The sequence below is a fragment of the Algibacter pectinivorans genome (assembly GCF_900112595.1).
Taxonomy (GTDB): Bacteria; Bacteroidota; Bacteroidia; order Flavobacteriales; family Flavobacteriaceae; genus Algibacter_B; species Algibacter_B pectinivorans.
In genome coordinates this window covers 180,598-198,261 of sequence record NZ_FOMI01000003.1, presented here as the reverse complement: position 1 = coordinate 198,261, position 17,664 = coordinate 180,598, and the positions used below count along the sequence as shown (strand labels likewise).

12 protein-coding genes are annotated in these 17,664 nt (G+C 34.3%); 4 read left to right on the top strand and 8 right to left on the bottom strand.

The genetic code is table 11. The features are described from left to right. The first annotated feature begins 2 nt into the window (after positions 1-2). The 4 genes from BMY96_RS05920 to BMY96_RS05905 all read left to right on the top strand — a co-directional run bounded on the left by BMY96_RS05920 (position 3) and on the right by BMY96_RS05905 (position 4,065). Positions 3-467, top strand: a complete 465-nt coding sequence (locus tag BMY96_RS05920) for a hypothetical protein (RefSeq protein ID WP_092850315.1) — start codon at positions 3-5, stop codon at positions 465-467. A gap of 66 nt (positions 468-533) precedes the next feature. Further along, positions 534-2,249: an ATP-binding protein gene (locus BMY96_RS05915; protein WP_175473521.1), complete on the top strand. Its 1,716-nt coding sequence runs from the start codon at positions 534-536 to the stop codon at positions 2,247-2,249. Positions 2,250-2,259: 10 nt separating this feature from the next. Then, entirely contained in the window at positions 2,260-2,655 is a 396-nt protein-coding gene (locus BMY96_RS05910) for a response regulator (protein ID WP_092850920.1), read from the top strand. 12 nt (positions 2,656-2,667) lie between these two features. Further along, positions 2,668-4,065 (top strand): ATP-binding protein, encoded by a 1,398-nt coding sequence (locus BMY96_RS05905; RefSeq protein ID WP_092850310.1) that lies wholly within the window; start codon positions 2,668-2,670, stop codon positions 4,063-4,065. 94 nt (positions 4,066-4,159) lie between these two features. Here BMY96_RS05905 and BMY96_RS05900 read toward each other — a convergent pair whose 3' ends face one another. From BMY96_RS05900 to BMY96_RS05865, 8 genes are all read right to left on the bottom strand, one after another. Continuing rightward, on the bottom strand, positions 4,160-6,298 hold the full coding sequence (locus tag BMY96_RS05900) for an OmpA family protein (RefSeq protein ID WP_092850306.1): 2,139 nt from the start codon (positions 6,296-6,298) through the stop codon (positions 4,160-4,162). 11 nt (positions 6,299-6,309) lie between these two features. Next, on the bottom strand, positions 6,310-7,248 hold the full coding sequence (locus tag BMY96_RS05895; protein WP_092850918.1) for a PorP/SprF family type IX secretion system membrane protein: 939 nt from the start codon (positions 7,246-7,248) through the stop codon (positions 6,310-6,312). 23 nt (positions 7,249-7,271) lie between these two features. Further along, complete coding sequence (locus BMY96_RS05890) at positions 7,272-11,288, bottom strand: gliding motility-associated C-terminal domain-containing protein (RefSeq protein ID WP_092850303.1); 4,017 nt, start codon at positions 11,286-11,288, stop codon at positions 7,272-7,274. Between the two features lie 356 nt (positions 11,289-11,644). Beyond that, a complete protein-coding gene (locus tag BMY96_RS05885; protein WP_092850300.1) occupies positions 11,645-12,898 on the bottom strand; it encodes an alginate export family protein in 1,254 nt (417 codons plus the stop codon). 128 nt (positions 12,899-13,026) lie between these two features. Next, positions 13,027-13,857, bottom strand: coding sequence for an ABC transporter ATP-binding protein (locus BMY96_RS05880; protein WP_217639587.1), 831 nt, complete (start codon positions 13,855-13,857; stop codon positions 13,027-13,029). Between the two features lie 7 nt (positions 13,858-13,864). Continuing rightward, entirely contained in the window at positions 13,865-14,713 is an 849-nt protein-coding gene (locus BMY96_RS05875) for an ABC transporter ATP-binding protein (RefSeq protein ID WP_092850297.1), read from the bottom strand. A 251-nt stretch (positions 14,714-14,964) separates the two neighbouring features. Beyond that, on the bottom strand, positions 14,965-16,071 hold the full coding sequence (locus tag BMY96_RS05870) for an ABC transporter permease (protein WP_092850295.1): 1,107 nt from the start codon (positions 16,069-16,071) through the stop codon (positions 14,965-14,967). A 100-nt stretch (positions 16,072-16,171) separates the two neighbouring features. Then, the gene (locus tag BMY96_RS05865) at positions 16,172-17,566 is read right to left on the bottom strand and encodes a CmpA/NrtA family ABC transporter substrate-binding protein (protein ID WP_092850293.1); all 1,395 of its coding nucleotides are present in this window, start codon (positions 17,564-17,566) and stop codon (positions 16,172-16,174) included. Between the last annotated feature and the right edge of the window lie 98 nt (positions 17,567-17,664).

Here is a 17,664-nt window from a genome sequence, read left to right as displayed (position 1 = left end):
ATATGAAAAACAAATACTATCTAAAAATAATATTTAGTTTAATTATTGCTTGTTTATCATGTAGTAAAGAGGATTCTTTATCGGCATATAACATTTTGAACTCTAAAACATGGCATATAAAAAGTAACAATCTACCTTCTAGTAAAATTTATGCAGGATTAGAAATTACAGAGCTTACCCTGTTTAAAACTAGTTTAAATAAATGCTACTCTTTTACATTTACCACCGATGGTGTTTTAGTTATAAATGACACTAACAACAACGTAGTCTTAAAAACCGTATGGACATTAAATAGTAATGAAAAAAAACGATCTTTTGCAAAAAATTTAATAACCCCCATTCCTAAAGTAGGAAACACTAGATATTGCTCCTTAGATATTACTGCTATCTCCTCATCAAAAATTAAAAGTACAGTTACAATGCCTAACAACGATAAAGTAAACCTATTTAATAACCATAACATCTAAATAAAAGTATTTTTCATTTAGCGCCTATACTATATGTTATTTAAAAACCTATCCATAAAGTTTAAAATGATACTTGTTATCCAACTAGTATCATTATTTTCCCTTGTAATAGGTTTAGTGTATGTCATCTTTAGTAATATTTCAAATTTTAAAGAAGACTTAAAAAATAATACCATTATTAATGCTCATCTAATTGGCGAGTATTGTGCTGTTTCTCTGGATTTTGATGTTTCAGAAAACGCAAAGGAAACACTTGAAAAACTAAAAAACATTCCATCTGTAGATGTTGGCATTGTTTATAATAACGAGAATGAAATATTTGCCGATTTTTATGCAGACGGAGAAAAAATTGTAACTTCAAACACCAATAATTCTGATTCTTGGGAGAATTTCGACACCAATTATTTAAACGTTTTTAGACCCATTTATATTGAAAACAATAAGGTGGGTTCTATTTACCTAAGAGTTTCGACTGAAGTTTTGTCCTTAAAAATTAGAAACTACATAACAACTATGATACTATTACTAGTTGGCCTTCTTGCTGTTAATTTTACGCTTGCATACGGCTTACAAAAAATAGTATCAGAGCCTATAATACATTTAACAAAAGCTACTAAAGAAATTTCTGAAAAAGGAAATTATCAAATGCGCGTTAAAAAACAAGGCAATGATGAAATAGGCGTATTAGTGGATGAATATAACAAAATGCTTCTGCAAATTTACGAACGAGAAGAGTCTTTAAAACAACGTACCAACGAATTAACAGAAACATTAGGCAACCTAAAACAAACACAACAAAAACTTATAAATTCCGAAAAACTAGCAGCCTTAGGCCAGGTAATTGCTGGTGTTGCTCATGAAATAAATACGCCACTTGGTGCCATAACATCTTCAATAGGAAATATAAAAAATACTCTAAATTTTGTACTAAACAAATACCCCATATTTATTAAGGACCTTCCAGAACAACAAAGGTTAGAATTTTTGGCACTTATGGAAGATTCTTTTAAAAATAGACACATGTTAACCTCAAAAGAAGAACGTGTTTTCAAGAAAAAGATAGCAAAAATATTTGAAAACCATAATATAAAAAACGCCTATTCTTTTGCAGACACCTTTGTAGACATGATGGTTGTTGATGGTGTGGAAACATATTTAGATCTTTTAAAAAATGAAAACTCAGAGAAAATATTAGAGGTAGCTTATAAAATAACAGGACTACAACGGAGCACAGAAAATATAGAATTTGCTGCCGAAAAAGCATCAAAAGTAGTTTTTGCTCTTAAAAATTCTTCTCGAATTAATAATAATGACGAGCAAGTACTTGCCGATATTACCGAAGGCATTGAAAATATACTAACCCTATACAGCAACCAAATTAAACAAGGAATTGAAGTAGCTAAAGACTATCAAGTAGTACCAAAAATTTTGTGTTATTACGACGAATTAAACCAAGTATGGACCAATATACTTCATAATGCTATTTATGCCATGGAATTAAGTGGCAAACTAGATATAAAAGTTTATACCGAAAAAGATTGGGTAGTTGTCTCCATTACAGATAACGGAAAAGGCATTCCAAAAAATGAAATAAACCGAATATTCGAACCCTTTTTTAGCACCAAACCAATGGGAGAAGGAACAGGAATTGGATTGGACATTTCAAAACGAATTATAGAAAAGCACAACGGAAAAATTGAAGTAGAAAGTAAACCAGGTAAAACCACTTTTAACGTTTATCTACCAATAATAAACCGTGAAAATCACTCAACAAAAATATAAGAATAGTGCTATGAAGAAAACTGTAATCTTATGTGTCGATGACGAAAAAGTCATATTAAACAGCATAAAAGCTCAACTAAAAGAGAACTACGGAAATGCATTTTTATATGAAACCGCAGAAAGTGCAAATGAGGCTTTAGAGATAATTGACGAAATAATGATGGACCTAAGCGTAAGACTTATAATAATTAGCGATTGGTTAATGCCAGGTATTAAAGGCGATGCGTTTTTAATTAAAGTGCATAACAAATACCCGAATTCGTTAAAAATAATGCTAACAGGTCAGGCCAATTATAAATCCATAGAAAAAACAAAACAAGAAGCGCGTTTATATAAATGCATTAAAAAACCTTGGGTTCAATCTGAACTATTTTCTTGTATAGATTCTGGAAGTGCAACTAATTAAAAACTAGGACGTATGAAAACAGGTGTGATATTTTGTGTAGACGATGAAAAAATCGTTCTAAATAGCTTAAAAACTGAACTTAAAAATGCCTTTGGCAATAACTATATTATTGAAACAGCAGAGTCTGGAATAGAAGCGCTAGAGGCCATCGATAATTTGCTAGAGTTAAATTATGAAATTCAGGTGGTAATAGCCGATTATGCTATGCCTATTATGAAAGGTGATGAATTTTTAATGAAAATATACGAAAAATCGCCTCATGCCCTAAACATACTTTTAACAGGGCAAGCCACGATTGAAGGCGTTGCAAATTCAATAAACTATGCTGGTCTGTATAGATATATTTCTAAGCCTTGGTGTACTAACGATCTTGTTTTAACTGTTAAACAGGCCCTTAAAAGTTACCAGCAGGACAGCCAGCTTAAAATAAAAAACGACGAACTAAGTGAGTTAAGCACATCCTTAGAACAAAAAGTTAAGTTACGTACCCAAGAGTTAAATACTAACAATAAATTACTTTTAGAAAATCAGCGCGAAATTACGCTTCAAAACAAAGAGCTTGAAACTTATAGAAATAACCTAGAAAATCTAGTTAAAGAGCGCACTTTAGAACTTACCGATGCCAAGGAAAAAGCTGAAGAAAGCGACCGAGTAAAATCTGAGTTTTTAGCAACCATGTCGCATGAGCTTAGAACGCCCTTAAATGCTATTATTGGTCTTTCCGATTTAATAGAAGGCGACTCATCAATGGAAGAAATTCTAGAGTATGTAAAAATCATTAATAAAAGTGGAGAGCATTTACTAAAACTTATTAATGATCTCTTTAAAATGTCGCAAATTGAATCTGGAAAAGAAAAATTGATTATGAAGGATGTCGATTTAAATATCTTTTTCTATGACATTCATAAATCCATCAAAGGGTATCAAATTAATTTAGGAAAGGAACACTTAAACTTCAATTTATCAATTCCAACAAACCATAAGAAATTAATTATTTATACTGACGAAATTAAGATTAAACACATTTTAACAAATCTATTAAAAAATGCTATTAAGTTTTCTGAAACTGGTACTATCGAATACGGCTTTAAAATATGTAAAAAAGATGGTGCTATGCATATTATCTTTTTCGTGGCCGATAAAGGCATTGGTATAGATCTAAATCATCAAGATTTAATTTTTAATGGCTTTACACAAGTTAATGGATCATTTAACAGAACGCATGAAGGTGTTGGAATAGGACTTACTATAGCAAAGAAGTTAGTAAACCTACTAGATGGCAAAATTTGGGTAAATTCTAAATTAGGTGAAGGTAGTACGTTCTTTTTCTCCCTACCAATAAATAACGTTAAAGGAGACGTTATTATTGAGGACAACTGTAATGATTTCGATGTATCACTTAACAGTTAGAAAAATTAGCTACTAGCCCTTATTTATCTTTTAGAATACATGAGTTAAAATAAATAGCTTATGCTTTATTAGTTTAAACTAATTAAAGTATAAGCTATTGGAGTTGCTTAATAACAAATTCCGATCTTCTATTAATTTCATGCTCCTCTTCGCTACAAGCATCTTCTGTAACACATTTTTGTAACGGTTTAGACTCGCCATAACCAATGGCAGTAATCCTATAAGATTCTATGCCTTTAGACACTAAATATTCTTTAGTTGAAGTGGCTCTTTTTTGAGACAAATCTTTGTTATAAGCTTCATTTCCCCTAATATCGGTATGCGATTCAATTTCAATTTGCATATTAGGATACTTATTAAGTAAATCGACCACAGGTTGTAAAACTTTTTTAACATCCTTTCTAATGTACCAAAGTTTATAATCAAAATTAATATCTGCCGTTACAATAACAAGCCTATTGTTTTTGGTTTTTAAATTAGGCTCAGAAGCTATAATATTATCATATGCCTTCTTTTTATTTTCGGCATCTTGCTTAAGCTTTACTTGTTCTTTCTTTTGCTTTTCCTGCTCTTTTTGTCGTTCTTTCTCCAAAGCGATTTGCTGTGCTTCCTGCTCCTTCTCTTTAATAGATGCTAAAGACACAAGTGCTAAAGATGCATCGTTTGTAATACGGCGCTCTCCTCCTATTATTATTTTACGTTGCGCATCTTGATAACCATGTGCTGTTGCTTTTACCAATACCGTAATTTCACAATCAACACCTGTATTAAAAGCCCCATCTTCTTTAGTGGTAAACGTAGCTAAATCTGTGCTTGGATCTATAGATATTATACTAAGGGTCACTTTTGCATTTGTAATACATACCTCGGTATCTTTATCGGTAATAATACCATTTATGTATTGTGTACAATCTTCTATAATTAAAGGTTTAATCTCTTTAAAACTATAAATATCGTCGCTCCCTTTACCTTTTATTCTATTGGATGATACAAATCCAGATTTTAAGGATTTATCTAAATAAAAAGCAAAATCATCGTAACCAGAATTAAGTGGTAAGCCCAAATTATCTGGCTTTTGGAAACTAGTTCCGGATTTCTTCGCCCAAAATACATCTAATCCACCAAAACCAAATTGCCCATTCGATGAGAAATATAAATCGCCATTATCTGCTATAAATGGAAACTGTTCGCGGTGTTCCGTATTTATGGCAGCACCTAAATTTACAGGAGCTCCGTATGTGCCATCGGCTTTTACATCAACATAAAACAAATCGAATTCACCTAAAGTTCCTGGCATATCCGAGGCAAAATACAAACGCTTACCATCTGGACTTAATGCTGGATGTTCTACCGAAAAATCATCACCATTAAATGGAAGGGCTTCAATGTTGGTCCAAACACTATCAATTAATTGGGCTTTATATATTTTTAAATGAGTAACAGATTTATCGTCTTTTACTTCTTTACCTTTAATATAATTGTTTCTAGTAAAATAAATGGTTTTAAGATCTTGCGTAAACGCAACCGAACCTTCGTGAAGTTTAGTATTTATAGCCTCTGAGATAGACGCTGAAGCCGTATTTCCTTTTGAAACACTATCCTTATTAATCTTATAAATATCTAAAAATGGCTGATTGTTCCAACCGTAATACTTACTAAAAATATTCTTTTTATGTCCTTCTTTTTTTGAGGCTGCATACACTAAATTATCTTGATAAGGCAACATACCAAATTCTGAATTCTCCGTATTTATAGCTAAGTTTTCAAGATTATAACGACTACCAATAGCTATAATATTTTCTTGCTTAACAACCTCAGCATCAAAAGTTTTTAACACTGAAACATCTCCTTTTTCTGCTAGAAATTCACGACTAACACTATTAGCATCTTTATAATTCCCCGAAGCTTTAAGCGCTTGGATGTACTTAAACACATTCTGGTCTGTTTTATTACCACGTTTACTATTTACTAAATAACCGTAAAGTCTTGCAGACGATTTAAGATCGCCAATATTATAATAACATGTTGCTAAATTTTCAACCACTTGGGTAATACGCTGTTTTGTATTTACTTTTTCGTAGAACGGAATAGCTTTAGCATAATCCGCACGCTCAAAATAGGCATTAGCACGTCGTAAATCATTATTAAAAATGGGTTTAACCGAAGCTTCTTTTTCCTGTGCAAACCCAGAAAACATAAGTATGAATGCAAATATTGGTAGTAATTTTTTCATCAATAATATTTTTAGAAAAATCTTGGTGATTTTTTATATCCTTCCTTTAAACCGAATAACGACACATCGAACAATAATACAATTTCGTGCGACCCGTTGTTATAATTAGAAAACTCTGAAACCGTAGCATCATAAGAGTAAGCCACCTTAAACGATGGAGTAACTCTAAACCCAACAATACCACTAACAGCATCATCCAATCTATACGAAAGACCAGCTTCAAAACGGTCGTGTATTAAGGCATTTACGGACACATCTAAGTTAACTGGAGCGCCTTTTACGGCTCTAGCCATAAATGAAGGTTTTAATTTTAAATTCTCGTTTACAGGATATACATAACCACCAATCATATAAAAGTGCACCTCCTCTTTTCCTAGTTTTGTAGCTACTACAGCATCATCAAGTTGAGTTGTTCGTAAAAAATTAGGAGCAGATAACCCTAAATAATAGGAGTCTGTAAAATAATAAGCACCTGCGCCAATAGTTGGATACACCTCATTTACATTATTAGTAAATGTAGGGTCGTTAGAGTTTATTAAGGTTCCAGTAAAAGCAGTATCATATAAAGTAAAACCGGCTTTTAACCCTAAAGACAACTTACTGTTGGTATTAATATTTAAAACGTATGCAAAGTCTGCGTTAATATTTTTTTCGTTTATTTCGATAACATCCTGCCCAATTTGATCGGTTGTAAATGTTAGTCCCATTTCAATTTTATCATTAAAAGGCGTATGTGCAAAAAATGAAAACGTTCTAGGACTACCAATGGTGTTTGTCCATTGCTTACGGTAATTAGCACCTAAATTAACCACACCAAAATCGGTTGTGGAGTACGCAGGGTTTACAACGCTCATATTGTAAGTATACTGCGTAAATTGCGGATCTTGTTGCGCCACTACGACATTGCATAACAATAAAGCTAACAGCACAGATTTTATATATTTTGACATTTTTGAATTGGTATTGCTAGTCATTATCGTTTTAAATAAACTTGTCCTTGATATGGTTTTGTATCAAATCGATTAAAATTAATTACGTAGAAGTAAACGCCTGTTGGTAAAACTTCACCACTAGAAAATCCTCCTTGATTACTTTTACCATCCCAGAAACCAACTTCTATATCGCCTTTAAAAACAACACGTCCGTATCTATTATAAATTTCAATGTTATAATCTGGGTACACAAATTCTATATTTAGTAACTCGAAGGTATCGTTGATGCTATCGCCATTAGGGGAAAATGCATCTGGAATAACTAATTCTTTTGGATCGCAAGCTGTTAAATCGACTGTAATACCTACCGCATTGCTTTCGCAAGTTATGGTTTGTCCCGACACTGTTGAAGTGACTTCGTATGCCGCGTAATAGGTAACATTATCTAGTACCGTGTTATTATCTAGAGTGTTTCGTGTAGACACATCATTAGTATCGTACCAAACTAAAGTATGGCTAGCTGGTATAGTAAAGCGTGCATTACCAGACTCATCTTCTAATAGATCTGCTATTTGTTTTTCTTGAATTCCGCAAAAATTAGCTGTTGTTGCACTTGGTAAAGGATCTTGAACATCTACCAAAGTTATTTGAATCTCTATAGCTTCACTTAAACAAGATTCCACCTCTACTTGCGCAAAATAGGACGTTCCGTTTTCTAATAAAACGGTTCCTAATAAAGGATTATCGCTTTCGTCCTTCCATACCACGGTTCCGTTGCCAAAATACACATCGTTTAACGTAGCTTGGTCTATACTACAGTGCAGTACTTGAAAATCATTGCTTGAAATTGTTGGATTAGCCAAAGTAAAAGTAACCTCCGTTCTTTCGTTACTTTCGCACCCTACAGTAATGGTTTGAGAAGCATAAATAGGCTCTGTAAGCGTCGATAATTCCAAAGTAGCATCTAATGCTGTTGTAGAGGTTTCATCGTCGTAAATAGTTATGGTATTTGACGTTTGCGTTTCTAAAGCATCTATTAACTCTTGCACAGTAGGCTCATTTTCTAAGCAAAATGTAACTGGTGATAATTCTGGTTTTGAAGCTCTATCTACTAACGAAAAATTAACTTCTACAATAGCACTAGAACATGCCTCTGCAATAATTTGTTGCACATAAACAGGACTTTTAACATTTTCTAGTAACTCTGTAGAAGGAATAGCTACTGTACCTGCTGCATCTGAAAAATAAGTAAGCTCACCTTCTCGAGATAGAGACGATTCGTTATAAGCCAAATCCTCTAAAGTATATACCGTACCATCGGCTGTACAAAAACTGTTTGTAATAGGTTCTGGGTTTGGAGCGACATCGGTTGTTGTAAATGTAACTTGAACACGCTCGCTCTCGCAACCTTGAATTGCTGTTTGCGATACCCAATATTCCTGCGTTTCATCTAATGGTAAGGCGGTACTTGTGTATTCTGGTCCTGTTTGCGAAGTAAACCATTGTATAATTGCGGCATCTGTTTCTACTTGCAAATCGCTTATTGTAGGCGTTGCAGAAGAACAAAACTCATTGGTTAATGGTGTTGGCGCATTAGCCTGATTAACAAAAGTAATTACAGCTTGGGTTCTTGTGGTACTTACACAACCTCCAGATATGGTTATTTCTGCCCAATACGCATTATTCGTATCAATAACGTCTGATGTGTTGTAAGCTATTCCATCGGTTTCGGCATCGTACCACACGATATCTTGTCCCGAAGTATCTAAATCTGAAACCGTATTGGTTACCAAACTACAAAACACATTGGTATTTAATGTTGGCGACGATGCATTGGATACTACCGAAACCATAAATTGCTCGGTTCCTAAATCGCAACCTGTTATGGCACTAGTAAATATGGCATTAAAAGTAGCATCTTCCGTTATTTCGAAAGTTTCTGGTACCTCAACATCATTTATATCGGTTAAAGCAATATTAACATCGGCTCCTGCAAAAATGGATAAATCGCCTAAAGTGACTGGTCCATTTAACAAACATACTTGAAAATTATTTTTAATTAATTTAGGTAATGGCGGGTCTCCAATTCTGAACGTTAAACGTGCATCGAAAATATGATTATTGCCAGATTTAGTTAAACCAATAGCAATACCTTGAGCGGCATAATTATCAATTTCTGTTTGACTTAATCCTCTACAAGCGGCATTATCATCTTGAACACTTCTTATAACAAAAACATAATCACCATCAGGAAGTTGGCTAACATCGTTAGTATTAGAAATATTCAAATCGATACCATCACCTTGAGTATTATTGGTTAATGACACACTAGGATCTCTCGGTTGGAATTGTCCTGGTTCGCTACCATGTTGGTAAATATCGAAAGTTACTGGGTTATACGCTATAAATTCCCCGGAAGGGCTATTAAAACCAAACTGAACACTTGAAGCATCGCACTTATTATCTGGTACAATACTAAACACAGGATTTGGTGGTGCAGGAATTAAATTAAGAAAAATGCCCGTATTTAAATCTTTACAATGCACAAAACTATTAGATTGATAAAACACCAATTGATTGCTACCTAACATAAAACGATCTACAGATACATTGGATGCGGCATTTCCGTTAGAGAAAGTCACCTCATCGGTAAAATCGACACCGTTTATAGAATATGTTACAGATTGTGTTCCATCAATAGGATTAAAGTTAGAATCGACAGTATTTAAATAGGTAATTAAAATATCGTCGAGCTCGCAACCCGTTGTGGATGTTATGGATATACTAGGTTCAACAAACATATCAAACATCTTTGGTGGCACATTTATTATAGAAGTACATAATGGAAGTCCGCCACAAGGAGATGGCCCTGTAATATTGTCTATTTGTATGGTTAAGGTCTCGCTGGATGTTAAATTAAGGTCTGGTTCTAGGTTAAAAGTTGCATTACCATTAGCAAAATCGACATTTTGTGTATTGGTGTGTGTCCCTAAATTGCTTCCTGTAACCGTATAACTTAAATTATACGTACCATTTGCCAACAGTGAACTATCATAATTTACAGTTACCACACCCTGGCAATCCACATCTAGAGTACCCGTTAATTCTAGTTGCTCTTCAATACATATTGTAAAAACGGCTTCTTGCTCTTCGCAAATGGGGTGATCTGGTATAACTTTATAGCTAAAGGTATACGTTCCAACCCCCAAGGTGTTATATATATTTTCAACGTTTATTACAGAATCTGAACCATTGGAAAGTTCGCCTGTACTTGGTACATTACTATCTGTCCATTCGCCATTAGTATCTTCGCCAGTTAATCTAGAAAAAAGATCTAAATCTCTTAAACTAGACATATCGACGCTTTCGCAAAGATTTAAAGGCGTTGCAACACCAGGATTTGGAGATCGTCTAACCTCTACATCTATAATTGCCGAACTTGAAGGGCAACCATTAACAGACGGCACCGTATAGGTAAAGGTATAGGTACCTATTGGTACATCGCCAAAATTAAAAAACTCATTAATTAATAAACCAGTTGCCATATTCCCTGGACTTTCTGTCCAAACGCCACCAGTATCTGGACCAATCATGGCGTTAGCGGTATCTATAAAAATAAATAAATCTATAATATTTGCGGCATCATCGTCATCGGCCTTTAAAACCTGACAAACATTGTTTGTACCTGGATTTTGATTGCTTTCTCCTGGATAACCACCCAAGTTTATAATTACTGTGGCTGTACTGGCGTCGCAAGCGGAATTCATGTAAGTAAATCCATGAGCACCAAACCTGTTAATAGCCCATAAGTTTACTATTCCTGCAGTTTCATCTAAAGCATCGGAATTAAAGTTACTATCTGCAACCCATGTTCCTCCGGGAGTTTCTCCGGTTATTTGATCGAATAAATTAAAAGCTTGTAAGCTGGGGTCTGTTTCTTTATCACATATTGTAATCTCCGACCCAGTACCTGCACATTGTGCTATACCATAAGACGAACTAAAAACAATAAAACTAGTAAAAATGAAACGGAATATATTGCGAAAGCAAGTATTCATTTAGTTATAGGTTTGAATTTAAAAGCTCACAATATATAAAAAAAGGACTGCAAAATCGCGCTTTATCGAATTTATGTGCATTTTAAAGAAAATACACCATAAAAAATTAAACTACTAAAAATCTATTCTTTTAATTACAGATTTAATAATGGGTATTATTTAAACGTATCATGTCTTCTAACACTTTAAAGAAAAGTAAACCTTTAACACAGTGAAACCTATAAATTGAAGTAATATTTACAACCAAAATAAAGAATCCCGCCGTAGCGGGATTCACATAAATTGAACTATCAAACTAATAACATTTAAAAAAATGAAAAACGTCCAATTTACTGATGAAAAAAGATAGTCGGTATTTAGTTTAAAAACTTAGGCTTAATAACTAACATGGCCCAAGCCCAGTTTTGCATATCTGCAGCAGCGTCCTCAGTAACACCTTTAAGTTCGTACATACCGTCGTTTGCAAACATTTGCGAATAACCCGCTACCAATGCGTATCCATTAAATGCTTTTTTAAACACAATATCGATTTCTGTTCCTAAAGATTTTTCTCCGCTTGCTAATTCTTGCTCGCCGCTAAAATTTAAAGCCTTAACCATTAAACTAGACTTTGCACCTAGTTTAAAGGTAGCACTAGCGTGTACATCTACTAAACCAATACTATTTGCGTGGTTACCCACATAGAAATAATCCATAAATCCGTTAAATTTATGATTGGTTCCGTATAAAGGAAAGAAAGCTTCGCTATCGGTAGTTTCAGTATCGTTTCCGCTAATAATTTCTAATCCTGCACCAAGTGTTACTTTATCTGAAGATTTATATGTAAAATCTAAACCTAATAAATAAGCACCATCAACTGTATCTCCCATTTGCAAAAAGGCATTCGCTGCAGCTCCAAATTTTCCTTTTTTATAATTTAAATGCGTTCCTATGGTTTGAATGCTATTAACACCATCTGGATTACTATCTGTATCATACTTTTGGAAACCATTATTTAAAATTAATAAGCTACCTGTAAAATTATCCCAAGCTTGATTTAAATATAAGTATTGCATAGTTTTATAAGAGAAAAAACCAGTAGTTGAGTATTCCGTTCCTACAGATTGAAACCCAGTTGGGTTAGAGTAATCTTGACTAAAAGCTAAACCAACATCGGCCATAAATTTACCTTTTTTGTATTTTAACAATGCCGCATCATGATTACGCCCTTGTTGTGCCCAATCTAGACCTCCAAAAATTCTTTGATCGTCGTAAGACAGCACTTGACGCCCTAATTTGGTAGAAAAACCTTCACCTAACTGGATATCTGCCCACGCTTGAAATACAGCAAACGAGTTGTTTTGGTCGTAAGGTAAAATTTGTCTGTTTTCCCCCCAAACCATAATGTCTTGAAAACTTACGTAAAATTTATAAGCCTCGGTATTATAGCCTGCATTTAACCTAACACGTGTTGAAATACCAAAACCAGGATCTGCCGCATCAGGAATAATACTTCCAAATCCGTTACGATACTCTGTTCTTGGTCTAAATTCTCCATCTAATGTAAACTGCGCTTGTGCAAATTGAACCACTAGGGCTAGTAAACCTATTAATACATATTGTTTTTTCATGTTACTTGTTTTTAATTTTTGATTGTTTGAGTTTTTGTTAATTTATAGCTGTAATTATCCTGTAATCATGAAAAAAACATTTTCATAACCTCAAAAAAAGCACAACCTGTATTTGTTTTATTTTTTAGTTAATGTTCTAAAAAATCAATTAAGTGTTTTCTGTATTTGTAGTAATCGTTATGCTCTAAAACCGACTTACGAGTTCTAGGTCTTTCAAAATCAATATTTAAAATATCGCCAATTTTAGCCTTAGGACCACTAGTCATCATTACCACGCGATCTGCTAGAAAAATAGCCTCGTCCACATCGTGTGTAATCATAACCGCAGTAATTTTTTCCTTATTCCAAATTTCTATAAGTATATCTTGTAGTTCCCCTCTTGTTAACGAATCTAACATTCCAAAAGGCTCATCTAGTAATAATACTTTTGGCTTAATAGCAAATGCCCTTGCAATACCTACCCGTTGTTGCATACCTTGAGATAACTCCGAAGCTCGTTTATTAAACGAATCTTCCATACCTACCTTTTGTAAATAATATTTAGCAATATCGGTACGTTGGGCTTTTGATGCATGCGGAAATACTTGGTTAACACCTAACATAACGTTCTGTAAGGTTGTCATCCAAGGCATTAAGCTAGGCGCCTGAAAAATAACACCTCTATCTGGTCCCGGACCTTTAATATGTTTTCCTAATACCGAGATATTTCCTCCCGAAATAGGATTTAATCCAGCAATCATAGACAGCATAGTGGTTTTTCCGCAACCAGAATGACCAATAATGGTAACAAACTCTTCCTTTCTAATCTGCAGATTTAAATCTTCAAGAACCACATAATCACCCTTTGGCGTTGGATACACCTTTTTAAGGTTTTTTAAATCCAACATAACATCCTTAGACGGAAAAAGACCATTTCCCACTAAACTTGCTTCTCTTTTATTATCCATTATAGCACTCATAAAAATCTTATTTAAACTGGTTTACAAAATCCTTCGGACTCAATTCCGGAAGCACATATTCTACTGTAGATTTCGATTTTCTTTCATCGCCAATATCCATTAAATACTCAATAATGGCATTTCTAGTTTCCTTAAAATTCGCGTTATCGTTCATTTCTGTTTTATCTCTAGGGCGCTCTAAATCTATTTTAAACTCAGGTCCTAAAGTGGCGTTTGGCCCAGGTCGTAATGGAATAATACGATCGGCCATATAAATACCCTCATCAACATCGTTAGTAATCAATAAAGCGGTACGCTTATCTTTACCCCAAATATTTAAAATCTCGTCCTGTAAATTGCCGCGCGTTAAAGCATCTAGCGCCCCTAAAGGCTCATCCATAATTATCATTTCTGGTTTCATGGCTAAGGCCCTAGCCACAGCAACACGTTGGCGCATACCACCAGATAATTCCTTAGGACGTTTATTAATAGCCGGTGTTAAACTCACCATTTCAACATATTCTGCAACAATGTCGTTTAACTCGGTTTTACTCTTTTTCGGAAAAGCCTCCTTAACAGCCATAAAAACATTTTGTCCTACGGTTAACCAAGGCAGCAACGAATAATTCTGAAAAATCACACCACGTTCATGACTCGTTCCTTGCACAGGCGCACCTTTAAACAAAACCTCGCCTTTAGTTGGTTCTATTAAGCCATTAATTAAATTTACCAAAGTTGTTTTACCACTACCAGTAAATCCCACAATAGCTACAAACTCACCTTCTTCAATTGTCAAATTAATATTGGACAATACTTCGGTTGCGCTATCACCTTGTCCGTAAGTTTTATAAATATTATTTAATTCTAAATATGCCATTTCTTATATCTTTATACGTTTACTTGCCTGTTGTTTATCCAGTATTCTTAGTTAAACAATTCACATTTAAAGTCAGTTTTTTTGGGCGTTACCACAAGGGTCGGGCTTTACATTACAAGTCCTCGCTCCGTGCCTCCGCTGTGGGCTTTTCATTACAATCCCTAACGCGGGTAAGTTTGCTGTTGCCTGTTCTCAGTTAGCAATCATTAGCTTATCTTAAAATGAGCTAAACTTTCGCCTTTTGTCAATAATTATATCGCATCCGTTTTATCAAAACTCACCCAGTTTTGTATCGTTAGCATTAAGCGGTCTAACAAGAACCCTATAATACCAATTACAAACATCGCAACAATAATTTTTGCGTTAGAGTCGTTTGCTCCATTTTGGAATTCTTCCCAAACAAACAATCCTAAACCAGGACTTTGGGCTAATAACTCAATAGCAATTAAAACCATCCACGCTACCGATAATGTAATTTTTAAACCTGTAAAAATTAATGGTAAAGACGATGGTAAAACTACTTTAAATATTTTCTGAAAATTACCAAGCTTTAATACTTTGGCAACATTTATATAATCCTTATCTACAGACGATACACCCATTGCAGTATTAACTAAAGTAGCCCACATAGAACATAATCCTACACTAATAAACGAGATAGTAAACGAGCTATCTTCATTAGAGCCTATTAATAATGTTTTTACAATCATAAAAACCAACAAGTACCAAACCACTGGCGATACAGGTTTAAATATTTGAATAAACCAATTAAAAGCACTTTTTAAAGTAGGACTCAATCCAATAAAAATACCTACTGGCACCGCAATAAATAAGGCTAATAAAAAACCAGCAAATACCGTTTTTAAACTTCTAAAAATTTGATCTACAAACGATGGTCTTCCCGTATAGGTTATAGGATCTAAACCCTGTGCTATCCGTGTTTCGTTTAATGCAGCTGTTTTTTCTATAAATGCCGCTTTATCTGCCGCAATAATATTATGGTCACGTAATAGTGATTTATAAGAATCCCAAACCTGACTTGGCGATGGTAATGTGTTTGGCTGGCATCCAGACTCTCCCGATGCTATACAAGCACGTAAAGCATCAGCCGCCTCCTGACCTTGATCTGTTAAAGCCTTTTCAATTTTATGGTTAGCTTCAATATTATACAACGACTTTGCTCCCATGTGCCACAAACCAATAAATAACAGAATAGAAGCAATTGGCACTACCGTTTTACGTAAAAAAGTTTTAAAATCTTCCTTATCTAGCTTCCCTGTAAATAGGTCTTTTAAAGTACTTAAAAAACCGAGTCCCATAAATTTGGTTACTTTTCCTAATGTTAAACTTTGCTTCATGATGATTTATTTAGTGTATTCTTTCTTTTAAAAACGTTGTTAGTTCTAGTGATTTTAGTGATGGGTAAAATCACCAGAACTAACAATAATTTATTTTATGTTATTGTACCGCTTTATCCTTGTTACCAATTTTAAAACTATTAATGTAAGCGATAGGATCTTTGGCATCATACAACGTACCATCTATAAAATCTGTAGTAGCAGGTTTGTAGCCATCGGTTGTTGGAATATCTCCTGCAGGAATATTACCTTCTTCTACTAAAAGTTTTGCAGCTTTTGTCCAGATATCTGGTCTGTAAATATCTTTAATAGTATTGGCATACCAATCTGCTGGTTTTGCTTCAGGAATTTGTCCCCATCTTCTCATTTGAGTTAAAAACCAAATCCCATCAGAATAAAAAGGATATGTTGCATTGTACTTGTAAAACACATTAAAATCTGGCATCTCACGTTTGTCTCCTTTTTCAAACTCGAAAGTTCCTGTCATAGAATTAGCTAATACTTCTTCTGGAGCACCAACATATTGAGACATCGATAAAATTTTAACTGCTTCTGCTCTATTTGATGGTTCATCTAACCATTTTCCTGCTCTAATTAAGGCTTTAGTTACAGCAATAGCCGTATTAGGGTTGTCCTCAACAAATTTCTCTGTCATTACAAATACTTTTTCTGGGTTATTTTTCCAGATGTCGTAGTTAGTTACCACAGGAACACCAATACCTTTAAAAACGGCTTGTTGGTTCCATGGCTCACCTACACAGTAACCATAAATAGTACCCGCTTCAAGTGTAGCTGGCATTTGTGGCGGAGGCGTTACAGATAGTAAAACCTCGGCATCGATTTGGCCTTGTACATTATCTGCTGTGTACATACCTGGATGAATTCCAGCTGCGGCCAACCAATATCTAATTTCATAATTATGTGTAGATACCGGAAATACCATACCCATTTTAAAAGCGTTACCATTAGTTTTATACTCATCTATAACAGGCTTTAATGCTTCTGCTTTAATGGGATGAATAGGCTTTCCATCGGTACCCACTGGTACATTTGGCTTCATTTTAGACCAAACATCGTTGGATACTGTAATACCGTTACCATTTAAATCCATTGAAAAAGCAGTAACCAATTTAGCTTGACGTCCAAAACCTGCACCTGCCGCAATAGGCTGACCTGCTAACATATGAGAACCATCTAGCTGACCATCTATTACACGATCCAAAACATTTTTCCAGTTTGACTGTGCCTCAACCGAGACAAATAAACCTTCATCTTCAAAAAACCCTTTTTCTTTTGCTATAGCTAAAGGCGCCATATCTGTTAATTTAATAAAACCAAAAGTTAATTGAGGCTTTTCAATAGCTAAGGTTTTAGTTTTAGAAGTTTGAGTAGCTGTGTTTTCTGCTATTGCATTTTTCTTTTCTTTTCCACCGCAGGCTATTAATAAAGCAGCAACGGGTAAAATCCAAGTTGTTTTTTTTAGTAGAGATTTCATTTTTGTTATGTTTTAAGTTTATTCTAAGTATTAATACTTATTCAAGGCAAATATATAAGTAGAGTTTATTTCATTTTATGAGTATCCCCATATCTATA